At 44.1% G+C, this 24,309-nt stretch carries 24 protein-coding genes and 2 pseudogenes; 22 read left to right on the plus strand and 4 right to left on the minus strand.

Annotated elements, in window-relative coordinates:
• The first annotated feature begins 137 nt into the window (after window positions 1–137).
• The 5 genes from H583_RS0105670 to H583_RS0105695 all read left to right on the plus strand — a co-directional run bounded on the left by H583_RS0105670 (window position 138) and on the right by H583_RS0105695 (window position 5,159).
• Entirely contained in the window at window positions 138–893 is a 756-nt protein-coding gene (locus H583_RS0105670; protein WP_028559628.1) for a MerR family transcriptional regulator, read from the plus strand.
• A 29-nt stretch (window positions 894–922) separates the two neighbouring features.
• On the plus strand, window positions 923–2,404 hold the full coding sequence (locus H583_RS0105675) for a DHA2 family efflux MFS transporter permease subunit (RefSeq protein WP_028559629.1): 1,482 nt from the start codon (window positions 923–925) through the stop codon (window positions 2,402–2,404).
• Between the two features lie 237 nt (window positions 2,405–2,641).
• A complete protein-coding gene (locus tag H583_RS0105680; RefSeq protein WP_028559630.1) occupies window positions 2,642–2,848 on the plus strand; it encodes a TraB/GumN family protein in 207 nt (68 codons plus the stop codon).
• Between the two features lie 106 nt (window positions 2,849–2,954).
• Window positions 2,955–3,197: a TraB/GumN family protein gene (locus H583_RS35945; RefSeq protein WP_081667000.1), complete on the plus strand. Its 243-nt coding sequence runs from the start codon at window positions 2,955–2,957 to the stop codon at window positions 3,195–3,197.
• Window positions 3,198–4,346: 1,149 nt separating this feature from the next.
• Window positions 4,347–5,159: a CPBP family intramembrane glutamic endopeptidase gene (locus tag H583_RS0105695; protein ID WP_081667001.1), complete on the plus strand. Its 813-nt coding sequence runs from the start codon at window positions 4,347–4,349 to the stop codon at window positions 5,157–5,159.
• A 393-nt stretch (window positions 5,160–5,552) separates the two neighbouring features.
• Here the strand turns inward: H583_RS0105695 and H583_RS0105700 are convergent, their stop codons facing one another.
• Entirely contained in the window at window positions 5,553–6,152 is a 600-nt protein-coding gene (locus H583_RS0105700; protein ID WP_028559633.1) for a TetR/AcrR family transcriptional regulator, read from the minus strand.
• A 313-nt stretch (window positions 6,153–6,465) separates the two neighbouring features.
• Here H583_RS0105700 and gap point away from each other — a divergent pair, with 313 nt between their 5' ends.
• Window positions 6,466–7,476, plus strand: coding sequence for a type I glyceraldehyde-3-phosphate dehydrogenase (gap, locus tag H583_RS0105705; RefSeq protein ID WP_028559634.1), 1,011 nt, complete (start codon window positions 6,466–6,468; stop codon window positions 7,474–7,476).
• A complete protein-coding gene (locus H583_RS0105710; protein WP_028559635.1) occupies window positions 7,476–7,673 on the plus strand; it encodes a hypothetical protein in 198 nt (65 codons plus the stop codon). The genes gap and H583_RS0105710 overlap by 1 nt, the downstream gene beginning before the upstream one ends.
• 225 nt (window positions 7,674–7,898) lie before the next feature.
• Here H583_RS0105710 and H583_RS32010 read toward each other — a convergent pair whose 3' ends face one another.
• Window positions 7,899–8,801 carry a DMT family transporter gene (locus tag H583_RS32010; RefSeq protein ID WP_081667004.1) on the minus strand — a complete coding sequence of 301 codons (903 nt, stop codon included), beginning with the start codon at window positions 8,799–8,801 and terminating at the stop codon, window positions 7,899–7,901.
• Between the two features lie 122 nt (window positions 8,802–8,923).
• Here H583_RS32010 and H583_RS32015 point away from each other — a divergent pair, with 122 nt between their 5' ends.
• On the plus strand, window positions 8,924–9,811 hold the full coding sequence (locus H583_RS32015; protein WP_036708565.1) for a LysR family transcriptional regulator: 888 nt from the start codon (window positions 8,924–8,926) through the stop codon (window positions 9,809–9,811).
• An 84-nt stretch (window positions 9,812–9,895) separates the two neighbouring features.
• Here the strand turns inward: H583_RS32015 and H583_RS32020 are convergent, their stop codons facing one another.
• Window positions 9,896–11,008, minus strand: a complete 1,113-nt coding sequence (locus H583_RS32020; RefSeq protein ID WP_051236047.1) for an NAD(P)/FAD-dependent oxidoreductase — start codon at window positions 11,006–11,008, stop codon at window positions 9,896–9,898.
• A gap of 255 nt (window positions 11,009–11,263) precedes the next feature.
• Between H583_RS32020 and H583_RS0105730 the strand changes: the two genes are divergently transcribed.
• Entirely contained in the window at window positions 11,264–11,896 is a 633-nt protein-coding gene (locus H583_RS0105730; RefSeq protein ID WP_028559636.1) for a pentapeptide repeat-containing protein, read from the plus strand.
• 324 nt (window positions 11,897–12,220) lie between these two features.
• Here H583_RS0105730 and H583_RS32025 read toward each other — a convergent pair.
• Window positions 12,221–13,132, minus strand: a pseudogene (locus tag H583_RS32025) (helix-turn-helix transcriptional regulator).
• 101 nt (window positions 13,133–13,233) lie between these two features.
• Here H583_RS32025 and H583_RS0105745 point away from each other — a divergent pair.
• The 13 genes and pseudogenes from H583_RS0105745 to H583_RS0105815 all read left to right on the plus strand — a co-directional run.
• Window positions 13,234–13,698, plus strand: a complete 465-nt coding sequence (locus H583_RS0105745; protein ID WP_028559638.1) for a VOC family protein — start codon at window positions 13,234–13,236, stop codon at window positions 13,696–13,698.
• A 25-nt stretch (window positions 13,699–13,723) separates the two neighbouring features.
• A pseudogene (locus H583_RS37490) lies at window positions 13,724–13,858 on the plus strand (MFS transporter); the annotation flags it as partial.
• A gap of 102 nt (window positions 13,859–13,960) precedes the next feature.
• A complete protein-coding gene (locus H583_RS0105755) occupies window positions 13,961–14,530 on the plus strand; it encodes a YdeI/OmpD-associated family protein (RefSeq protein ID WP_028559639.1) in 570 nt (189 codons plus the stop codon).
• Between the two features lie 854 nt (window positions 14,531–15,384).
• Window positions 15,385–16,824 carry an MFS transporter gene (locus H583_RS0105760; RefSeq protein ID WP_028559640.1) on the plus strand — a complete coding sequence of 480 codons (1,440 nt, stop codon included), beginning with the start codon at window positions 15,385–15,387 and terminating at the stop codon, window positions 16,822–16,824.
• A 180-nt stretch (window positions 16,825–17,004) separates the two neighbouring features.
• Window positions 17,005–17,337, plus strand: a complete 333-nt coding sequence (locus tag H583_RS0105765) for a metal-sensitive transcriptional regulator (RefSeq protein WP_154665806.1) — start codon at window positions 17,005–17,007, stop codon at window positions 17,335–17,337.
• A gap of 233 nt (window positions 17,338–17,570) precedes the next feature.
• Entirely contained in the window at window positions 17,571–17,771 is a 201-nt protein-coding gene (locus H583_RS0105775) for a copper ion binding protein (protein ID WP_028559642.1), read from the plus strand.
• Window positions 17,772–17,836: 65 nt separating this feature from the next.
• The gene (locus H583_RS0105780; RefSeq protein ID WP_051236060.1) at window positions 17,837–20,233 is read left to right on the plus strand and encodes a heavy metal translocating P-type ATPase; all 2,397 of its coding nucleotides are present in this window, start codon (window positions 17,837–17,839) and stop codon (window positions 20,231–20,233) included.
• A 41-nt stretch (window positions 20,234–20,274) separates the two neighbouring features.
• The gene (locus tag H583_RS0105785; protein WP_036708570.1) at window positions 20,275–20,895 is read left to right on the plus strand and encodes an NAD(P)/FAD-dependent oxidoreductase; all 621 of its coding nucleotides are present in this window, start codon (window positions 20,275–20,277) and stop codon (window positions 20,893–20,895) included.
• Between the two features lie 27 nt (window positions 20,896–20,922).
• On the plus strand, window positions 20,923–21,126 hold the full coding sequence (locus H583_RS0105790; RefSeq protein WP_028559645.1) for a heavy-metal-associated domain-containing protein: 204 nt from the start codon (window positions 20,923–20,925) through the stop codon (window positions 21,124–21,126).
• A gap of 308 nt (window positions 21,127–21,434) precedes the next feature.
• Entirely contained in the window at window positions 21,435–22,310 is an 876-nt protein-coding gene (locus tag H583_RS0105800; protein ID WP_028559646.1) for a hypothetical protein, read from the plus strand.
• 73 nt (window positions 22,311–22,383) lie between these two features.
• Window positions 22,384–22,629, plus strand: coding sequence for a glutaredoxin family protein (locus tag H583_RS0105805; protein WP_028559647.1), 246 nt, complete (start codon window positions 22,384–22,386; stop codon window positions 22,627–22,629).
• A 182-nt stretch (window positions 22,630–22,811) separates the two neighbouring features.
• Complete coding sequence (locus H583_RS0105810) at window positions 22,812–23,141, plus strand: metal-sensitive transcriptional regulator (RefSeq protein ID WP_036708571.1); 330 nt, start codon at window positions 22,812–22,814, stop codon at window positions 23,139–23,141.
• Window positions 23,142–23,795: 654 nt separating this feature from the next.
• Window positions 23,796–24,309 (plus strand): IS256 family transposase (locus H583_RS0105815; RefSeq protein ID WP_028559649.1); only part of this gene is annotated, 514 nt, incomplete at its 3' end.

Raw genomic sequence — 24,309 nt, forward strand, 5'->3', positions numbered from 1 at the left:
AAATCCATTCATTGAATGTTGCCCAGGCAACTCCACTTGACATGAGCATTTTGGCTATGGCTCTTTTGTGTTCATAAGTTCAAAGAAATGCTTGCGCATGACGTAACGTCATGCGCTATACTGGTACTTGAAAGGGGTTGAGAAAGATAAGCAAGAGTTATTATACCGTTGGTTCCCTCGCCAAGCTGACCTCAACAACGGAACGAACGCTGCGCTTTTATGATCGGAAGGGGCTGCTCAAGCCCAGCGGATATAATGAACAGGGACACCGGATCTATACCGATGAGGATTTGGTACGGCTCCATCAAATACTAACCTTAAAATATTTAGGCTACTCCCTGGATGAGATCGGCAAGTATTTAGCAGAGCAGAACAGCAAGGATTTTCATGCTTCACTGGAGCTGCAACATGAGCTGCTGCTGCAGAAGCAGCAACACATCCAGCATGTTGTGTCTACGATGGAACGGGTAAGAGCCGTCATAAAGGATAACGATACGATAGATCATGGGCTCATTATGACGATGATTCATTCCATTCAACATGAGGAGGATCAGAAGCAGTGGCTCTCCGACCGGCTGCCGGATGCACTCGTACAATCTATATTTATGAGTGGGTCAACCATGGAGGAACAGCTTCAGGCAACACGTGAGATGACGATAGGGCTTAACGATCTGCTCGTTATGTACAAGCAAGGGCTGCAGCCGGGACATCCGCTTGTACAGGAGCGTGCTCTTCGTCTGCAGTTGATAATTAAGCGGCTGCTGGGACATCAGCTGCACGAGCTGGGGACGGGCGAGGTGGGAAGCGTGCTGAAGGAGATGGATCCGCAGCTCTTCCCGAGCAGTTTCGAGCCGGACTTTAAGAACTACTTGCGTGAAGTGTTTTATATCTAAATTACTGAAAATGAACCGGAGAGTGGGACATGGAAGCATCTATTCAAACGGATGTAACAAAACAAGTAAAAGCAGCGCCGATTCTTATTTCGTTATTATTAGGCTGCTTTATTGGCATGTTTAGCGAAACGGCCCTTAATATTGCACTTCCAGAGCTAATGAAGCAATTACAAGTCGGACCGACTACCATCCAGTGGCTAACTACTGGTTATATGCTCGTACTGGGTATTTTAGGTCCAGTGTCTGGTCTGCTGCTTCAATGGTTTACAACGAGACAGTTGTTTATTGCCTCTCTTTCTTTTTCAACACTCGGCTCACTAATTGCCGGTTTGGCGCCTAATTTTGAAGTGCTTCTGGCTGCCCGCTTTTTTCAGGCCGCTGGTTTAGCTTTGCTTTTGCCCCTTATGCTAAATGCCATACTGATTCTTTTTCCGCCGGAAAGGCGCGGCGCAGCTATGGGATTGATGGGGCTTGTGCTGACCTTTGCCCCTGCTTCGGGTCCAACAATTGCGGGCTTAATTATTGAAAAGCTTTCTTGGCACTGGATTTTCTGGATTTCCAGTAGCGTTCTCCTTATTGCATTAATTACCGGTATCATTTTCTTGAAAAATATATCCGTTATTACACGTCCTAAAATTGATATCCTTTCCTTGGTACTTTCGACAATCGGTTTTGGCAGCCTTTTATTCGGCTTCAGCAAAGCCGGCGAGAGCGGCTGGGGCAGTATGCTCGTTATCTCTTTCTTAATGATTGGCGTGTTGGCACTTATTCTCTTCACTTGGCGCCAATTCAGTGTAGCATCACCGCTGATGAACCTGCGTACGTTCCGTTATCCGATGTTTTCTTTGTCGGTGGTACTATTCATTGTTGTTATGATGCTGCTTTTGTCGTCCATGCTATTGCTGCCGATACTTTTACAGAATGGCCTTGGAAAAAGTGCCCTACAGGCGGGTTTGCTCTTGTTGCCGGGTACGCTTATTAGCGGGATCATGGCTCCATTTATGGGAAAAATCTTCGATAAGTACGGACCAAGAAGACTAATCATACCCGGACTTATTTTAATTGGTGTCACTATGTTCTTCTTCTCAACGATTACGGTTGATTCCTCCACCATGTTTATTGTTGCATTGCATTGCTTGTTCTTATTAGCTTTGTCAATGGTCATGATGCCGGGACAAACTAATGGCATGAACCAACTGCCGGCAGAATATTACCCGCATGGTACAGCTATTATGAGTACATTGCAGCAAGTGGCTGGAGCGATTGGCAGTGCGCTGGCGATGACGATGCTGGCGGCTGGCCAGTCAAGCTACTTGCAGGATAAGGGATTTGATATGAGCAACGGGATTAATCTTGCACAGCCTGATCCCGCAATATTCGTGCATTTGCCGTCTTCCTTTGTTTTTGGCATCAAGGACGCTTTTATTTTTGCCGGTTTCATGACGATCCTCGCCCTTGTCATCTCGTTATTTATGAAGCATGTGAAAACAAGTGAACAAAAAACAGGATAAAATCAACGAACAAGCTTCGCAGCCGGGAGCCAATGCCTTTAATGGTATCAACTTCGGACTGTTTAATTGCTGTAATTCATTTTTCATGTTCTTAACACGATAGGGCTGACCGTCAGGTTGGCCCTGTTTTTTATTTAGCCAATCCTCTTATTTAAAGTTGCAGAGGCAATTCCGTTTGGACCTAGAAATTTTGGGCAGGCTTCTTTTGCGATTTTATGACCGCAAGTGAAGGTCGATATGACAAAAATAGATCCCCAAGCAGCGCAAAAATTAGCAGCGGAGCTGGGTATTTATAATGACGGAACAAAATTGCAGGATCATATTTCGGCAGGAACGTATAAAAAAATCACAGAATTCCTGAAAGCAAATGGAATGCCGGAAAACAGCTTTGATATCTTCAAGCCATGGATCGTACAGCAACCTTTGATGCCATGTTCCGGTTGAACGACGGCTTTTCCGACGAACTGCAAGAAAGGCTGCTGCTCATCAATCTCGATCCAAGTAATGTGAAGCTCCCTGCTCCTGATGTAACGACAGCGTTTCTGATAAAATATGGAAAGAGGGCGATTATAAAACCCTGGAAGAATCGCTCCATCCTTCCGGCTGGGACCCTGAATATTACAAAGGCTTATTGACGGATCGCGATTTAAAGATGGCGGAGAAGATTAAAGTCTATCTGGAAAGTGATAAGAAAGAAACGCATATGGTTGTAGTCGGATTTGGGCATACAATGGGTGAATTCGGTGTTGTTCCAACGCTCATAAAGGATGGCTACAAGGTGGAGAAGTATTAATTGATCAATAGTCATTCCCGATGAAACGGCAAGCTAACCATCTAAATGGGCTTTGTTCTTGATTTCGCAGGGAGATTTGTTGTGGCATACCAACATTAACGGAACCTAAACAACGGAAGTAAAATTAAGCGGATGTTCATCCATTCGTTTAGGTTCCGTTTCAATAACGCTGGTATGATAGGAAATGAGGATTCTGAGCAAGTATCCGGCAGGAGACTACGAACAACAAATCGATTTGTTTCAAGGAGGAAAGTATTGAAAAAGTATGACCCGGCAATCGGCACTACAGAGACAAATCCGGTTTGCTGTTTTCTGATTTGACAACCAGAAGGAGCTGTATACAGATGAAAAAGCTTAGCGCGTCAGGTTAACCTAACACGCTAAGCAGCAATCTGAAGAAAGCTGAGGCTTTCTGTAGAAAATGGATAATAAAAGAAACATGTATGCCTGCTGGGTTCACTTCACTATGTAATGGAGGGCAGGTATGGATCAGTATCTGATTGACAAAGCAAAAACTGCAAAAAAACCAATCATTGCTCTAAAAGTCTGGAGTACCAAATGAAATCAAACAACAAGGGTTGCTAGGAACGATAATTTCTACAAGATATTGGTGTAAAAGAAGGCTTGCGCATAACGTAACGTGTGGTGCTATACTCGTGCTTGAAAGGGGACGAGAAGGATAAGTAAGACGTATTACACCATTGGTTTACTCGCCAAGCTAACCTCAATGACGGTTCGTAAACTTGACTTTTATGATCAGAAAGGGCTGTTCTCTGGATAATATCAGAACTTATTTGGAGTAGGATAGCAAGGACTTTAGGACATCACTACAGATGCAATATGAGCTGCTGCTGCAGAAGCAGATCCGAAGATATTCCCGAGAAGCTTCGAGCCGGACTTTATGAGCTACATGCGTGAAGTGTTTGTTCGAATTGGGAATCGGCATATCCAGCCAGAGATGTCCTGCGGGCAAAGCTGAATGACATTCTATTATTTCACCAAGCGGGGCCATAATCCGCCGAAAAAGAAACAATCCCTTGTTGCCTTATGTGGGATACTGATTCGAGAAGTAGTCGATGTTGAAAGCTTAAGAAAATAAGAGCAAATGAAAGAAAATATTAATTTTATTAATTTATAGTGGGAGTGTTTATGATGTCAACCAATAGGGACATGCTGCAAGAATCTTTGGATCCCGCCCTCCGAGTTCGTCCCCGCGTACGATGGGGTGTTCTCACATATTTCCTCTACAGCGCAGTCTTCTACGCGATCTTCGTGCTCAACGGCGTCGACTACACGCGAGTGGGCGAGAGTGAGCAGACCCTTTTTCTCTGGTACGTAGCACCGCTGTCTGGCGGTGCCGTGCTCACCATCACAATGGTCACGATCTACGGATGGTGGCGCCCCAGCCTGGTTGAAAGGCGGCCTCTTTCTCGATGGACGATGACTCTCCCGATTATCATGACGGTCATCGCGATCGTGAACATGCTGATCGGCGATTTCACCCGTGTCACGCCCCTCATGTGGCTGTATCTCTTCGTCGGCAGCATCCTGGTCGGTTTCAATGAGGAGATGGTCAACCGCGGTCAGTTGATGGTCGCTCTGCGCAGCCGGTTCGGTGAAACCGGGGTCTGGCTGCTTTCAACAGCGATGTTCGCAGTCTTCCACCTGCCGAACATCTTCCTGGGCATCGGGGCGGGTGCCCTGTTCCAGGTATTGATGTCTTTCGGCCTCGGTTCGATCTTCTACCTTGCCCGGCGGTCTACCGGATCGCTCGTGCCCGCCATACTTCTGCACGGACTCTGGGACTTGAGCATCTTCTCTACGAATGGCTCGTCGTCGTTTCCCATCGCGGGTGTACTAGCTCCGTTGTTGGCGATCGCTGCTGCGATCACGGTTCCGATCATTCTCCGCCGTGAAAAGCGACGTGAGAGCGCCCAGAGCTTGTCACGGCCAGTCGGCTGATTCATCCGTGCGGTCGACGGGCGCGCTCCTCGTCTCGCAGCGAACACGTCGGCCAACAGTCCTGACGAGGGGCACTCGGTCAGCAGGCTTGCGCAGCTGTGACGTAAATCATGATATCTGATTCGACGGAAATTGTGTTTCTTTAAAAGAAGTGGGAAGTTTTGAGTAATCTTAACAGATGTATTCATCTTCGGATCATTCAATCACCTAAGCCAGTCTAACACTTTATTTATGTTTTGACTGGCTTTGTTTACATCTGCTACATCTGCTTTAACCAGCAAGCCTTCGTGGGAATATGGAATACGACGAGCAAGCGGCTATGCCAAGCGGCAGTCGACTTTGCCCATAGCGTTCGGACAATGAAACTTCAAAATGAGCTTGTCATACATCTGATTAACTGGTCTTTAAGCAACATTGCTGCAAATAGGACGAAAAGCTTGTTATATTCATGAGCATATGCCTATTGTCCCCATCTAACTTGCTGAGTAAAATACCTCCCTCCAACAAGGAAAATGCAAACGAAGCAAGCGCATCTGGATCCAGGTCTTCTTTAAACTCCCCGGCTTTAATCCCGTCACGAATAATACTTTTCATCATATCTAAGGCGGTATGCATCCCTTGCCTTGCTCGATTACGAAGCTCCGAATGCGTATCGTCACTTTCTACAGCCGTATTCTGCATGGGACATCCGCCAATAAATGGCGGATTATGGACAACATCTTCATAAACACGAAAAAAAGCAATCAACCGGCCTGATGCAGACTGCTCTTGATCGGCCGCCTCGGAAAATCTTCTGTTGACCAAACTCGCAGCGTAATTGTAGGCTTCAAGCGCAATGTCGTCTTTACTGGCAAAATGCCGATAAATGCCCCCCTTCTTAATCCCGGTATCGGCAATAATATCGTTTAGCGATGTACCGGCATATCCTTTCTGATTAAAAATTGCTGCTGATTTCATAATGATGTTTTCCCTTGTCCGATCTCCTTTTTTCATAGGTTCCTCCGAAAGAGCTTATTCTCATCTGACATTATATCAAATTTTATGGCTGAAGCCTTGTCATTCACTTAAAACATGATACAATAAAAGATACCGTTCGGTACCTTTTATTGTACAACAATTCCTTTCTAAAGGAAACCGTGTTCGGCACCGGTTATTACTTACCTTAAACTCCGCTGGACATACTAATGACAGAAAAATAAATGCCGAACGAACTCTTATCTGAATCATACTTGCTGCACAGTTCATTTGATTTCATGACAGACGTTTGTCTGCTTGGGATAAATAAAGATTGTAGGAGGACTATTCCATGAGTGTAAAAGTAGGTATTAATGGTTTTGGACGGATCGGGAGACTCGCTTTTCGTCGAATCCAAGAGGTTGAGGGTGTCGAGGTTGTGGCCATTAACGACCTTACCAATGCGAAGATGCTGGCTCATCTGCTCAAATATGATAGTACGCAAGGCACTTTTCATGGTGACATCGAAGTTCATGACGACAGCTTTACTATTAACGGTAAAGAAGTTAAGGTACTGGCTAACCGTAATCCTGAAGAAATCCCATGGGGCGAGCTTGGCGTGGACATTGTGCTAGAATGTACAGGTTTCTTCACCACCAAAGAAAAGGCGGAGCTTCATCTAAATGGCGGAGCCAAGAAAGTCGTCATTTCCGCCCCGGCAACAGGCGACATGAAAACAATCGTATATAACGTAAATCATGAAACACTGGACGGGACGGAAACCGTTATTTCCGGCGCTTCCTGCACAACGAACTGTCTGGCTCCCATGGCTAAGGCTCTGCATGACAAGTTTGGTATTCAATCCGGGTTAATGACGACCATTCACGCCTTTACAGGCAACCAGAGCACGCTTGACGCTCCGAATCCAAAAAACGATTTCAGAGCTGCACGGGCCGCCTCAGAGAACATCGTTCCCTATTCTACCGGTGCTGCTAAAGCCATCGGCCTCGTTCTTCCCGAACTGAAGGGCAAACTGGATGGTGCGTCTCAACGTGTACCTGTAGCAACAGGTTCCGTAACGGAGCTCGTTACTGTATTGAACACTAAAGTAACGGCTGAGGATATTAACGCCGCCATGAAAGAAGCGTCTGACCCAGAAACATACGGATACACGGAAGACGAGATCGTATCTTCCGATATTAAGGGTATGACATTCGGTTCGCTATTTGATGCCACTCAAACCAAAGTTCTGACGGTTGGGGACCAGCAGTTGGTGAAAACCGTAGCTTGGTACGATAATGAAATGTCCTACACGGCTCAATTGGTTCGTACATTAGAATATTTCGCAAAAATCGCCAAGTAATGACGGTACGGACGCTGCGTGAGGTGTTTGCCATTGCTGCCGAGATTATGCTGGAATCACGAACGGGGCGATTGCCCATCGGCTATCGACGATCCGTCATGCTGGTGGGCACGGAGATTGCAGAGACGGATACGCATGAGGAACTGCTGCGTAGCGGCGGTATTTATGCACGATTGTATGCGACGCAAGCCTCTTGAACGTAATCAATGCAAACATGACGGCGGTCCGGCAGGACTGTACGCTGCTTTTTATAGCGGAATGCGCGATATGAAGGTCAAACTGATCGGAGCCAAGGAAGAATTGGGCGCAGGTTGCTGCTCTATCCGGAGAAGATGATCTGGGACTTGCAAAGTCCAGCAAAATTAAAACCAGTGAGGAACCTTGTTCTACAAGGCTTCTCGCTGGTTTTTGATTTTTCTTCTTTAACTTGAACTCCGTTCATGGTAATCTCCTGCATTTTGCTTGTGCTGCGACGTTTTGCTAGTACTGCGATTTGCAATAAAAACGCCCAACATGATGAGTATCGCACCAAGGTAATGGCTTGTTTCAATAATTTCCTTCAAAAATATAAAAGAAAACAGGGCAGAAAAAATAGGTTCAAGCGAGAATAGAAATCCTACACTTTCCGGTGTTGTGTATTTTTGAGCAACGGATTGAAAAACGAAGCCATAGGCACTGCATATTAGTGCTAAAGCCAGAATGGCTACCCAGTGAACAGGAGTACTTGGCAGCACCGGCTCTTCGAAAGCGAAGGCACAAATCGTTGCAAAAATTGAAGCAAACCCCAATTGATAGATTCCCAGTTGCAGGGCATCAACCTTTCGCACGAAATCGTTGGAAACTATGATATGTATGGCGTAAAGAAGGGCGGCAATAAGGCAATAAATTGCACCAATATCAAGCGTAAACTGATCACGGACAGTCAATAGCAACAATCCGATACATACAATCACAACTCCAATCGTGATTTTTAATGCAGGGAACTTGCGGTTGAGAATTGCCTGTATGATAGGGACCATCACGACAGTAGTACTTGTTAAAAATCCGGCCGAGGTTGCGGAAGTATGCTGTACTCCGTATAACAGCATCATAAAAATGCCGTATAGTAAAGCACCGGATATGGAAGCGTATTTTAGCATTTTGATATTAATTTGAACGGTCCTTTTGAAAAAAATCATTACGGTAACAAAAAATGCAATTCCGCATCGCAATGCTACGATCGTGGACGGAGGCATTCCATCAATCCCAAGCTTCATGAATATATAGGATATGCCCCATGCCAGAGATACAGTGGTTAAAATCAGATTTGCTTGTCTTTGTGTCATATGATTCACCTTAACTCCCGTTATTTCGTCATGAATCATATCTTACTCATAGAATCATTATAAGAGAAGCGAATATATGTTATATTGAAAATAAGAATACCTTATGTTTGGCAGGAGGCATGATGAAAAAAACAAAGTATGAAATCTTTATGAAGGTAGTTGAATTTGGCAGTTTGTCACGGGCTGCAGAATACTTTAATTATTCACAATCAGCAGTCAGTCAAATTATTATTTCCCTTGAAAATGAATTTGATATTAAATTGTTGAATCGAAGTCATGCTGGAGTGTCAGTCACCTCAGATGGTGAAGTATTATTAGCGTATATTCAAAAATTGAGCCATGCACATAAAGAGCTCTCAGACAAGGTTTTTGAGTTGCTTGGGATAGAAAGCGGACTTATCCGAATCGGCACATTTTCAAGTATTTCCTGCCATTTGCTTTCTCCACTCCTCAAGAATTTTAAAGTGAAGCATCCAAATATAAAATTTGAGTTGATTCAGGGGGATTACCGCCAGATCGAAACATGGATTTCTGAAGGAACGGTTGACTTTGGTTTTGTTAATTTACCCACACTCAAGGATTTTGAGGTCATTCCGATTATGGAGGACCGAATGCTGGCAATTCTGCCAGTTGACCATCCATATGCCCGTAAGGAATTCGTGCCCTTGAATCTTTTTGAGCAGGAATCTATGATTCTTTTGGAAGAGGGAACTAAAAAGGGAATACAGGAAATGTTTCGTCAACACCATATAAATGCAAAAATCGAATACCGCTTGGATGATGACTATACAATCATGTCAATGGTGGAAAACGGACTTGGTATTAGTATCTTGGCTGAGCTTATTCTCAAAAGAACGCCATATCAGATTGTCACAAAGGAAATATATCCAAGTTTTTCACGAACGATTGGAGTCGCAATAAAGAATAGGACGCAAGCTTCAATGGCTGTGAGGTGTTTTCTTGATTTTATTCTCGAAAACAAAGAGGAATTTATTTGCTTTGCCAAATGAGCGATTATCATCTCCTCCTAAAATGCAAAAGGTACAGGCGTACGCCTGTACCTTAGCTTAATTTTTAAAAATTAATCATCGTAGCTAAATGTTTGTTCCAGTCTCCATGCCGCTGGGCTTTGTGCGATAAGCAGCGGGATCATCCCCGGGCAGGTCCTTAAATCGGGAGAGCCGACAAGGCTCTAATTCGTTTCTTGATTCCCTGTCAATGATTTCACTTGCAGCAAGACGCGCAACTAGCGGCGCCAGCGTAATCGCAGAATGCATCACCGTCAGATAAAGTCCCTCTATGTAATCATGGAAGCCCACGATTGGATAACTGTCTTCAGGCATCGGTCTCATCCCGACCCTGATGCTCTCCAGTTTCAATTGGTCCCCGCCCTTCAGACTGCGGCGCAATGTCTCGAACGCTCGCTTGCCGACCGCATCTGGTCCGTTTTCCTCTGACTCGTCGATGTAATCTTCTGCTGCCAACAGCGTATGATCCGTTAGTTGGCGCGCTTCAAATTGCGCATTTGAGATTAGTGTGCGGATCAGTCTGTTCGCAGTTTTCATCTGAATCAGTATGGAAGGTGATGGTGTTACCGGTACGGGAAACCCTAAAGGCTCACAAAGTCCGGTTACGCCCGTGCCTGCGGCCAATACCACCACATCCGTCTCCAGAAAACCATTGGACGTATGGACGCCTACCAGACGGGAGCCTTCTTGCTGCAGCTCCGTGACGTTGGTACCGAACTGAATCTTCGCACCGTGCTCACGCGCTTTGTTCAACAACAGTTCTGTTACCCCTATCGGGTCCACTGCGCCTTCTTGGCTGGCAAACATCGCATGATCCGGATATTCCTTCAGATTCGGTTCCAATTCTTCAACCTGCTTTCGGTTCAATTTTTGAACGCAATGATGCTCCCTTGGGTCCGTATTTCCCCAGGTCAGTGCTCCGTTCCAATGGATTTTCAATTCGGGCAGCTCTTGTTGAAGCGCATAATATTCTTCCAAAGCCGCATCGTACAAATGCCAGTATTGGGGAGCGGTCCTATGTGTTGTATGAATCCAGGCAAACGATTTTTCTGTGACTTCACGCGCCGGGGCAGGGTGTCGTTCAATAACCGTCACATCCTGATTTCGTTTGGCCAGTTGATAGGCCATGGACGCGCCGACAATTCCCGCGCCAATGATTACGATTTTTTGTTTTCTCAATTATTAGCCCCCCTATGAATCTATTATATCATACGCGTCATGACAGAACCGATGCCATACGGCAAAAGTACGACATGCTATATGCGGCAGCTTTTATACAAGAGCATTACAATGAAAAGCTGACCCTGGAACGTTTGGCCGAACGTTCATTATTCCCATTTTCTTCAAAAAAGACTTGACAAGGGGATGTTATAATTTATTAGAAAGCGTATCTGCTTAAATACGCTTTTAAACTAGTAGAGTAGGTGTTTTGCGATGAAAATGGACAAGCCAAGAATACCGGTGCATTTAACTTTGGGTAACTTTCAACAGATTTTTTCCGAAGAAGATCCATATCTGGAGAACATGGAAATAACAGAGTCGTCCTTAGATGATGAAAATCTAAATAAAGTCATTTTATCAAAAATGAAAATAAGAAATTCGACCTTTGTTAATTCGAAATTACAAAATATTGACATTACCGATGTCCATTTCGAGAATTGCGATTTTTCTAATGCTGATTTAAGTCGAGCCTCTATACATCGGGTCACCTTTAAGAATTGCAAATTGCTTGGTGTTCAGTTTATAGATGGCAGGTTTGGTCATGTTGATTTTGATCATTGTTTATTATCCCTCTCGAATTTTAGTGAATCTAAATTGGAGAAAATACATTTTAACGAATCAAAATTGAGTAACGCAGATTTCTTTGATTGTAAACTAGTGAAGAGCAAGTATTCTTATTGCGATTTGGATAGCGTTAATTTTGATCGAACAAAGCTAAAAGGGATTGATATAAGCACTTCACAATTCAACTCTCTTATAGTTTCCATTGAAGATGTAAAAGGCTGCATTATTTCACAAGAACAAGCCTTATCTTTTGCTTTAATGCTTGGTTTGCAAATTAAGTGATATTTACTTTATCCTGAAGAATGGAGAAACCCTGTGATAGCCTATTTCGGCAGCCATGACCGAGAGCGAACCACGGGGTTCCGTTCATCAGCTTCGGACGGACCCGCGGGCCTCTGATTCTTTCAAGTTCCGTATTACTGTTTAAAATAAGCAATGAAACTTGATACGGTAAAAAGAGATTTTCGTGAGCACACAAACCGGCAAGCAGGGAAATCTTACTAGTCACTTGTTTAAGATTTATTAATTGACAGAACCCAACATCAAACCATAAATCACGAATCACGAAATTTTCGATTACTTCGCCAATCAACAAACGGAACCTCGTTAAGTATATTTCTCTATAATTTTATTTAAATAATCTCGAAATTCTTCAACATAGATTTTCGGCTCTATTATTTCCAGATCTGTACCGAAGCTCGCTAAAAATTGAAATCCATTACTGTTTTGCGGAACATGGATTGTTGCTAATAAATAATCAGAGCTATAGTTTTCCATGCTCTTTCGACCGTACCTTTCAATGAATTGATCTTTTATGCCAGGCGAAATCAACGCCTTGACTGCGACTAATTCCGGTTGATAGCTTGCTTCCTGCTCTTGTTCCAACAAATCATCTCTAGGGCTGAACGTTTGTTCATTCACATTAAGATGATCGATCCGAGATAATTTGAACGTTCTATATCTCATGCGTTGTAAACAGAATCCTTTCAGATACCAACTGGATTCGCTAAAATGAAGCTGATAGGGCTCGACAGTTCTTTTCGTCGCCGTTCCATTTTTATCTATATAATCAAATGAAACTAATCTTCTCTTTAATATGGCTTCCTGACATGTTTTCAAGGTTTGACGAATCTCAGACCGACCTTACCAATCATAAAAAGACAGTTGAATTGAACCTTTCGGAGCCAATGGACTAACCATGGCTTCTATTTTTTTGATCGTTATTTCAACTTCTTCGCTAATTAGAATTTGTTCCAATCCGCCGAGCGCGGTCAATATATTCTCCAAGTCGGAGCTGCTTAAAAGACGTTTATCAACCTTGTATTCATCCATAATGCCGTAGCCGCCATTAATTCCAATGATAGAATAGATCGGGATGTTTGATAAACTCAAGGTTTCTATATCGCGAAGAATCGTTCTTTTGGAGACGTTAAATAATTGCGCGAATTCTTTGGTGGAAACAACATCTTTTCTCAGCAAGATCATAATGATAGAGATTAATCTCTCAACTTTTTCCATTGGTTCCCCTCTTTTTTTCTACTTCAGTATGAAACGGTGACATACTGCTGTCACCTCTTATGAATTATACTACATTTATAACAAGAAGGAGGTTATGCTATATGTCAGCTATTGTATATTTAAACTTTGATGGGAATGCAGAACAAGTGATCGAATTTTATTCGGAAGCTTTAAGCGCAATTGAAGTAAAAAAAGTGAAATTTGGGGATATCCCGCAAGATCCAAACTACCCAATGCCGGAAAATGAGTTAAATATGATCATGGAGTCCTCCATAGAATTCGCAGGTGGGAGAATCATGATGTCGGACATTTTGCCTTCCATGAAGGCGGCAACAGGTGAGCTGGTGCAAGGGAATAATGTTCTGATTAGTCTGGTCATCGATGATAAGCAAAAACTGGAACAATACTTTAATGGTTTGTCCCTTGGCGGCCATGTCATCATGCCGTTATCCAATTATCTCTGGTCTTCGTGTTTTGGAATGCTAGTTGATAAATTTGGAGTTAACTGGAAATTTAATAGCGACGCAGATCGGTTTCTTGATAACGTAATATCCAATAAACAGTAACTCATTCTGAAAAAATGGTCATTTCGCTGGACTTCTGTTTGGAGCTATTGTGAGCGTCATTGCCTTTGTAGGCATACTGGTCTGGCTTCCTTCAATGCCTGTTCAGGAAAGAATGTCTTCCGGCAAGCAGCTCGGCATATTGCGCAAACCTCAATTGTGGTTCTGATCATGATAAAAACAGCAATTTCCAAGTCACATGTTGAGAAAGCAAGCATGAATTAACGGATATATGATAAATGTAGAAAGGAGCTCCTTTTAAAATATGGAAAGGGATAATTTAATTCCTGTAAAATCGAGAGAAGAGTTGAGGTTTTGGCTACAGGAAAATAGTAAGACTGAGAAATCTTGTTGGGCCTTGGTTAGTATTACGCCCAAATGGGATACGCTCTTATATTTGGACGCGGTCGAGGAAGCTTTGTGCTTTGGATGGATCGATGGAGTCAAGAAGAAAATATCTGAAACGGAGCTGGCTCAGAGACTGTCCCCTCGAAGCAAAAAAAGCTCATGGACTGAATTGAATAAAGAACGTGTCCGCCGCCTCGAAAAGTTGGGATTTATGACAGACGAAGGAAGAAAGGTACTTCCTGATATGGATTACGATTCTTTTCGAATCGATCCGCTTATAGAGAAAAGGCTAAAAGAAGAAAGGCAAGTATATGAGAATTTCATGGCATTTTCAGATCTTTATAAAAGAGTCCGGATCGACACGATACAAAGCAATAAGAATCAGCCAGAATTATTTAAGAGCAGATTAGACAAATTCATAACCAACACGAAAGAAAACAAAATGTACGGTCAATGGAATGACAATGGACGTCTATTAGATTATTAAGATGCTGTCAGCGCTATTATCTAGGCAGATCACCAATGGCCACAGTATACGTTATATGTGAGTGTCTAATATTGTTGATTCTGAGTTCTCCGCGTTGAGCATTGGTCTCATCCCGACCCTGACATTGGAAGAGGTATTGCCCAACTTCTCGGCAAATTGCAGCCGGATTTGGAAGGTTTAGCACAGTAGTAAACCTATCACATGATTCGGCAGGACAAGGGTACCCCCGATCCGAATATTGGGATGATAATGAATAACAGTAAGAGCCGGTTGCCCTGAACTCCAGAGCAACCGGCTTTTTGCGTGGAAGGAAACGAATGAACATGTCCAATGTGATTGCTCTCGCCAAACAGAAAGGAGTTAAAAAATGAATTGACAATATAGGGTAGGGGGCTATACTATATAAATGTTGGCAAGTGAAATTATTGGAACAATTTTGATCTCGCTTTTGACGGCCGTCGGAGCAAGTCGTCACCCAAGATTATCCTGTCGATTCGGAATTAAAGTTTTACTGGGAATCCGTGAAAGGCTTTAGCAAAGGAGGCGTTAATCCTTCGGGTTCGTTGCCTTCCTTCGAGGCGTATAGAGCTGGCCGTTGCGCAGCAGCACATCGACCAGATGCACAAGTTTTCTTGCCGTTAAGACGAAGGCGCGTTTGTGTTGATGCTAGGGTACTTTTTTGGGCATAGGGTGCCAAAGGGAACATTTAGCGGGCAAGAAGCACAAACGAGTACCGTAGAAACAGATTATTGTTGTAGCCGAAGCTACAGGAACGATAGAATCACCCGCCCTCCCGGGGGCGGGAAACTAACTCAAAATGATTTCAAAAGATACAATACAAGGAGAGTATACTTATGGTGAATAAAGCTCTTTCTCAACCCGATCCAAGGCGTTGGAAAGCACTGGCTTTGTTATGCATTGCAAATTTTATGGTTATTATGGATACCTCGATTATTGGGGTTGCGCTGCCGGCAATTAAAGAAGCTCTCGGATATACACAGGCTAATTTGCAATGGGTATTTAATGCATATGTCATTTTCTTTGGCGGTTTGTTGTTACTCGGTGGCCGTTTGTCCGATCTGTTTGGGCAACGGCGCATGTTCATGTGGGGATTTTCGATTCTAACAGCAGCCTCTTTGCTTGCAGGCTTGGCTTGGAATGAGGAGTCGCTTAACATCGGGCGTGCATTGCAAGGGTTCGGTTCCGCATTAATTGCCCCTTCAGCATTAACCATAGTCATGATGTTGTTTGGTGGTAATCCCAAAGAGTTAGGTAAAGCATTAGGTTTTTGGGGTGCTTCGGCTGCGGCCGGCGGATCGGCTGGTGTATTTCTAGGAGGTGTCATAACCGAGTGGTTAAGCTGGGAATGGACATTTCTGATTAACGTACCAATCGGCATCCTCGCCTTACTTGTGTCTCCTGGAATTTTATCGAAAGGGGTACGAAGAAAAGGAAGCATCGATGTTACCGGGTCTATCTCCGTAACATCAGCATTGGTATTGCTGGTGTATGGCATTGTTACTGCAGAACACAATGGATGGAGCGCACCGGCCACCGTATGGACACTCGTTTCGGGGGCCGCATTGTTTATCCTGTTCTTGATCATTCAGGCTGTAAAAAAAGAACCGCTTATTCCGCTCAGGATCTTTAAGGCGCCAAACTTGGCTGCAGGTAATATCGCACTCATTATGCTGTCCGCCGGATGGATTCCGTTATGGTTTTTCCTTAATCTCTATTTGCAGCAAGTATTGAAGTTTTCTGCTTTCAAAGGCGGGCTTGGCTTGTTACCTATGACCATACTCATTGCCATCTGTATGGTTTTCATTTCAGGCAAATTGATAGGGAAGTTTGGCGTGAAAGCCAATGTGGTCATCGGATTGATTGCCCTTGGAGGATCGTTAGTACTTTTCGCAACAAACACGCCGGTTGATGGTAATTTCGCAACACATGTACTTCCAGCTTCACTGCTGGGCGCGCTTGGTATGTCGCTTGCTTATATTCCGGCTACCATGTCTGCCATGTCGGGAGCCAAGCCGGAAGAAGCTGGGCTCGCATCCGGTCTTGCCAATACAAGCTATCAGATCGGCTCAGCGATAAGTCTGGCCATCATGGTTGCGATTGCTGCATCAAGCACAGCTTCCCACGCTGGTGCTGATCAAGTTATTGCATTGAACGAAGGATTCCAGCAAGCGTTCCTGTGGTCAGGGATTATCGCTTTTGCAGGTGCTGTTCTGGCAATTCTGTTTATCCGCTCTCCTAAGCAGGGGGAAACAAACGGGCCTGTAGCTATGTAACTAAAGCCCTCACTCCAGCCGAATTGGATTTGGCTGGAGCTTGCTATTTCACCAGGAGAAGATCGGAAACCACCAGCTTAAGATGAAACTGGCTGATGTGGGATATACGGATAAATAGGGTAAGGGGGTATAAAATAGAATTTTATGAAGGAGCTGAGTTATTTGAACATGGATACAGAAATGCTAGAAAATGAAGGCGGAAATGATTTGAGTTGCTGCTCGACTGATGGAGCAACAAGAAAAAGTCATCATTCCGATAAAGTGAAAAACAGTTTAACAGGCCGATTGAATCGGATCGAGGGGCAAGTACGCGGCATTAAAGAACTAATCGAAAAAGATACGTATTGTGATGGCGTACTGAACCAAATCTCCTCGGTACAAGCGGCTTTGAATGGCGTCGGAAGGCTCTTGCTTGAGCATCATCTCAAAAGCTGTGTCATCGAGCGGATCCAAGAAGGGGACTCCGAAGTGTTAACAGAGCTTATGGTAACAATAAACAAGTTAATCAAATAAAATCGACAGCTAAACGCTGCTTTTTCTTTGCACTTTTTTATAGTATAGAGGGGTATTGTAAAAATGTGTTGACTAAATATAGGGTAGAGGGGTATACTACTTTCAAGGTGGTGGAGGAGAATGAATACTAAGGAATCAATAAATTCATTTCCTGAAAATCAAGCATCAAATTACCTGACTCCGAAGGATCGACTCTCTATCCAGATGAGATTGAATCGAAAGGATGAAGAAAAATGAAAAACATTTCAATACAAGTTGAAGGCATGAGCTGTCAGCATTGTGTCAATTCCATTGAGGGTGCACTTAAAGAAATGGGGGCCAAAGGAAAGGTTGATCTTAAGAACAATTCGGTGGATGTGTCGTTCGATGAAAATCAAATAACAATCGAGCTTATTAAGGAAGCCATAGAAGATCAGGGATACGACGTGGTGTAAGTCAATCGACAACGAGGGAGTGAATCATTGTGGAATCAAAAGCCGATCAGAACAAGCAATCAACTATGCAAATTACGGGTATGACTTGCGCGGCTTGCGCAAACCGAATTGAGAAAGGCCTCAATAAAGTGGAGGGAGTCTCATCAGCTAACGTAAACTTTGCTTTGGAAAAAGCGAATGTAACGTACGATCCGGCAAAAGTGGATAGGAAGAATCTAGAGGAAACCATTAAAAAACTTGGATACGGCACAGTTACGGAAGTTGCGCAGTTTAACCTCGAAGGCATGACGTGTGCTGCTTGTGCCAACAAAATCGAAAAAGGTCTTAGCAAGTTGCCGGGTGTGACAAATGCGACTGTAAACTTCGCGATGGAAACGGCTCGCGTGGAGTATTCATCGGGCGATGTCTCAATTGAGGATCTGCAAAACAAGGTTAAAAAGCTTGGCTATAAAGCCATTATCAAGCAGGAGAATCAAAATGCAGGAGACCATCGCCTTAATGAAATACGCCAGCAGAAACAGAAATTATTAATTTCGGCGATCTTCTCCTTCCCGCTGTTATGGACGATGGTTGCTCACTTTTCGTTCACCTCATGGATGTACATGCCGGATTTCCTGATGAATCCTTGGATTCAACTTATTTTGGCCACTCCGGTTCAATTTTATATTGGTGGACAGTTTTATGTAGGCGCATATAAGGCGCTGCGCAATCGCAGTGCGAATATGGACGTTCTGATTGCACTTGGAACCTCGGCTGCTTATTTCTACAGCCTGTACTTAACGTTCGATTGGTTTGCGATGGGTGACAGCATGCATCATGGACCGGCCTTATACTACGAGACAAGTGCGGTTCTCATTACGTTGGTCATTATGGGTAAACTTTTCGAAGCAAACGCGAAAGGCCGGACTTCCGAAGCGATTAAATCCTTGATGGGGCTACAAGCGAAAACGGCTTTGGTCATTCGCGACGGCAAAGAGCTGACGATTCCCGTTGATGAAGTCATCGTAGGGGATGTCGTTCTTGTCCGTCCGGGGGACAAAGTGCCGGTGGATGGGGAAGTACTTGAGGGCATGTCGTCAGTAGACGAATCCATGCTTACGGGCGAAAGTCTCCCTGTGGAGAAGAAAACCGGAGATGCGGTCATTGGGGCCACGATCAACAAAAACGGTATTCTTCGGATTAAAGCAACGAAAGTCGGCAAGGAAACAGCGCTTGCACAAATTATTAAAGTTGTGGAAGAAGCGCAAGGCTCCAAAGCGCCAATTCAACGGGTAGCGGATGTGATTTCCGGTATATTTGTTCCAATTGTTGTTGGCGTCGCAGTCGTTGCTTTCCTGGTATGGTATTTCCTCGTCACACCCGGTGATTTCGCAGGAGCCTTGGAAAAATCTATTGCTATTCTCGTCATTGCCTGCCCATGTGCGCTTGGATTGGCAACCCCGACATCGATCATGGCGGGATCGGGACGCGCGGCTGAGCTCGGTATTTTGTTCAAGGGCGGAGAACATCTGGAGCAGACCCATAAGATCGATGCGATCATTCTTGACAAAACCGGTACGGTAACAAAGGGTAAACCGGAATTGACAGACGTATTAACTGAAAGAAACGAGCCGGAATTCCTCAGACTGGTCGGCGCGGCTGAGAAAAATTCGGAGCATCCGCTTGCGGAAGCGCTCGTGGCAGGCATCCAGGAAAGAAATATCGAGCTGCCGAGAACAGAATCGTTCGAAGCCATTCCGGGATTCGGAATCAAGGCTGTTGTAGAAGGGAAACAATTACTGATTGGTACACGACGATTGATGGAGCAGCATGAAGTTAACGCGAAGGCAGCTTACGAACCGATGTCTCGTTTGGAGGAGGCAGGCAAGACCGCCATGCTGGTTGCGATTGATGGTCGGTATGCAGGTATGGTTGCTGTGGCGGATACGATTAAGGATACGTCGAAAGCTGCAGTAAGTCGTCTGAAAGAGATGGGGATTCAGGTCATCATGATCACAGGTGACAATGAACGGACGGCCAAGGCGATCGCAGCTCAAGTGGGAATTGACCATGTGCGTGCTGAGGTTCTGCCTGAAGGAAAAGCCGAAGAAGTGAAAAAACTACAAGCTCAAGGCAAAAAAGTGGCGATGGTCGGAGACGGTATCAACGATGCGCCGGCTCTTGCGACGGCAGACGTTGGCATGGCAATCGGTACAGGCACAGATGTAGCCATGGAAGCTGCGGATGTTACCCTTATGCGCGGCGACCTGTCCAGCATTCCTGAAGCGATTTACATGAGCCGCAAGACCATGAGAAATATTAAGCAAAACCTGTTTTGGGCGCTTGGTTATAACTCGCTAGGAATTCCGATTGCTGCGATTGGTTTGTTAGCACCGTGGGTTGCCGGTGCAGCGATGGCATTGAGTTCGGTTTCCGTTGTTCTTAACGCACTTCGTTTGCAACGTGTGAAAGTACGAAACTAGGCCATGTTGGCATAAAGTTTGAATTGAGGAGTGGATGAATTGTGGAGGGAAAAGTGAAAATTGCCATAAGCCCAGTGATTCAACTTGGCGGCAGTTTGTTCACGCCATACCAACTTGTACAAATCGGTAATATCATAGGAACAGATGCCAAAGTGGAAATGACCAGCTTCAAACAGCTCTATGCAGAAGTACCGATCGAACAAAGGGAAGCAATCAAGGAAGAACTTGAACGTAATGGTCTTGAAGTGAATCCTGCGGGGTTTGTAACCAAAAGTTTAATCGCCTGCAATTTCTGTAAAGGAGCAGAAGAAGCGGGACTTGAAACGGCAAAAACTTTGAATAAATCAATAGCTGGTATCGAAACACCTACACCGTTAAAGATCGGCTATGCCGGTTGCGCGTTAGGTACCAGCGAACCGCTGATTAAGGATATCGGCGTTGTCAAAATGCGTGATAAGTTTGATATTTATGTTGGCGGTGAACCAAAGGGGCTTAAAACCTCCTTCGCCAAGCTGCTCCATTCAGGAATTTCGGAAGATCAGCTTATTCCCGCTGTTACGGCCATCATCGATTTTTATAAGGAACATGCAAAAGGCAAGGAAAAGTTCAGCAAATTTGTAAACCGGATTTCGCTTGAGCAGTTGCAACGAATCGCAGATTAATTAATTTATTGAAAGGAGGTGAAAACGATGAAAGAGGCAACCGTTCAAGTACAAGGCATGACTTGCCGTTCTTGTGTCCCCAAAATTGAAGGGGCAATCCATGCAATCGGGGCTGAAGGTCGTGTTAATTTTGAGCAGGGTTCGATAGATGTCCGGTTTGACGAAGACAAAATTCAGATTTCCGAAATTGAAGAAGCCATTCGGAATAAGGGATATAACGTTGTGATGTGACTATAAGGATTTTGCCGCTTTTGCGGATTTAACTGATATCAGTGGTTTAAGAGCAAACCCGGTCGAAGCTCGACCGGGTTTGCTAAATTATACAAAGTTTCACTGGGTAAATTATGATGCTAAGCCCTTTGTCTATCTTTTGAATATGTCGCATTGAAGGGGAGTTATAGATGGCCAAGTATACATGGGTGGAAAAGGATACTTGGATTGTTAAGCAAATTGGGCGCTTGGTTATTACACGCCAGAGATTCTGATTGCTGCGATTGGTTTGTAAGCATTTTACGATTGAATAGGAGAGAAAATTCAAAATGGGTAGAAAAATGATGCTTATTTTAACAGTTATTTTGCTCCTAGGCGTGCTGTCTGCATGCGGAACCCCTAAAAAGAATGAAAAATCAGGCCATAACGGTACCCATCATAATCAGGAAAATTCAGCAATTCCTAGTAAAGGCCATGGAGAGCACGGTGATCATAATACTATGGAACAACCAGCAAATAGCCTTAAAGCATCATTTTCATTTGCATCTGGAACAGTGAAAGCAAACGAAAATTCGGATTTGAATATTCAAATTACGGATTCCGATGGAAATTCAGTAAATGAGTTCGAATTGAGTCATGAAAAATTGATGCATCTTATAGTGGTTAGTAAAGACCTTTCTTACTTTAACCACGTTCATCCTGAATATAGTAAAAGTGGAAAGTTTGCGATTGAAACATCGTTTCCAAATGGAGGCGAATACAAAGTCTTTTCAGATTTTGTTCCAAAAGGTGGAGCGAGCACCACACTCAGTGAGTGGGTGAAAGTCGAGGGAGAAAAAAAAGCGCAGGATCCTATAGAAGCGGATACAAAACTTGTGAAAGTTGACGAAGGCAAAGAAGTTGAACTTTCCTTAAGCAGCACAAAGGCCAAAGATGAAGTCACACTTGCATTTAATATCGTTGACGCGCAGACGAAGAAAGAGATTAGCAACCTGGAGCAATATCTGGGTGCTGTCGGACATGTCGTTATACTATCAGATGATGTGGAGCAATATCTCCATGTTCATCCAGTGAACGAAAAAGCGACCGGTCCGAAAGCTGAGTTTATGACTTCCTTTCCGAAAAGCGGGACCTATAAAATATGGGGCCAATTTCAGCACCAAGGGGTAGTCTTTACTGTACCTTTCGTAGTCGATATCAAATGATCCGATAACCGGAAAAAGGAATATAACGTTGTGGCGCAAGATGATTGAAGAAGAGTAAGGAGGTGTACCGGGCATGGAAGAAACAGTTAAAATCTATACGATCCCGACCTGTAGTGACTGTAATTATGCCAAACAATATTTCAAAGAGAATGAGGTTTCTTATACAGAGTTTAACTGCGCAGAAGATCCAAAATATCCGGAAGAAGTCTGGAACTTGACTGGAAAACAAATTGTGCCGACGATTGTGATTGGCGGTAAGGTGTTCGTCGGCTTCGCGGAGAATCTCAGTGAAATAAGCGGATTGTTGAATAAGGCGTAAGGTGACTTTACGTTTATATGCAGTTCACCGAAAAAAGCAGCTCACGCTTAATTTGAGCTGCTTTTTCGGTCAAGGAAAACTTATTAATAAGCTCAGAATGAATCACGTCAGCCCAATCCTTGAGCTTCCCTTTACATAGGGAGGTGGGGGATGGTAATCTAAATAAAAGGGAGTTGATTCAAATGAATAAAACGACACATGAGGTCACCTCAATCGACCATACATGTTCTACAGAGCGGAAAAGTCATCATTCCGAAAAAACAAAGCTTAGTTTGATTCATCGACTGAATCGTATCGAAGGGCAAGTGCGCGGCGTTAAGGGACTGATCGAAAAAGACACGTACTGTGATGATGTGCTGCATCAAATTGCTTCGATACAATCCGCTCTTAATGGATTGGGCAAACAGCTGTTGGAACACCACTTAAAAAGTTGTGTCATTGAACGGATTCAAGAAGGCGATCGTGAAGTATTGGATGAACTGATGACTACCGTAAATAAGCTAATTAAATAACAAAAAGGGGGAGGAATCACACCGATTCTCCACCTTTTTTGTTTTTAGGCAGCCATTTTACGGTATGCTTCCACACAGCGTTTGTAATGCAGTGTTGTTCGTGCTTCGCGCATTGCATGATTAACAACACGGCAACAGAACATCGACATCGCACGATGAACAGTCACTCGCACTGCTGGCATGTGAAGATATACCTTTTTGCCGAATGCCGAACGAGACGGAAAGGATTACTCCCTTTCAATCTAACTGAATGATCCAAATGGCAGAGGAGGCAGCATTGTTTCTTGGAGATCGGAGTTACCTCTAGATGAACCTCATCTGCTGGACCCAGAAGAATCTGGTGAATTTTTAGCTCTGGTATGTCGAGCATTTAATATACTGAGAGTGCATCTGTTTCATCCCCTTGTTGTTTGGTAGGACTTACAACAATACAGGATGGGCAGATTTTTTTCTAGTTTCCCCCTTACTACTCATTGGTCAAGTACTAGTGAAGTTGCTGTACTTGGATTTGCCCGTATGGCGACCTTTCAGTTACACGTTTTGGTTAATCAACAGGCCTGATCAAATAACAAAAATTTGGAGTCTGTAAAATTAATTGTGTAAACTCCAAAACCTATTAAAATGGAAAGTAACAGAAAGGTTGGAGGAGCACACATGGGACTGTGGTCAAAAGAACAACTTCGGGCATTTATCAGGGAGAATAAGTTGGTTACTGCTCAGGACGCACAAAACGCACTCAAAGACCTCTTTGCGGAGACGATCCAAGAGATGCTTGAGGCGGAACTGGATACCCATTTGGGCTATGAGAAACACGATGTAAAAAACAAACAGACCACGAACAGCCGTAACGGAAAAAGCAAGAAAACGATCGCGAGCGAATACGGCGAGCAGGAAATCGTGGTGCCACGGGACCGTCAAGGCGAGTTTGAACCTGTCGTTGTCAAGAAGCACCAATCTAACGTAACCGGCATTGAAGATCAAATCATTGCCCTTTACGCCAAAGGTGTCAGCACGCGAGAGATTCAAGACCACCTGCAACACCTGTACGGCCTCGACGTCTCACCGACGATGATCTCCAATGTGACGAATAAGATCGTGCCGCTCATCAAAGAATGGCAGAATCGCCCGCTACAGAGCGTTTATGCAGTTGTCTTTCTGGACGCGATTC

It is taken from the genome of Paenibacillus pinihumi DSM 23905 = JCM 16419 (assembly GCF_000422505.1).
GTDB classification, from domain to species: Bacteria; Bacillota; Bacilli; order Paenibacillales; family Paenibacillaceae; genus Paenibacillus_D; species Paenibacillus_D pinihumi.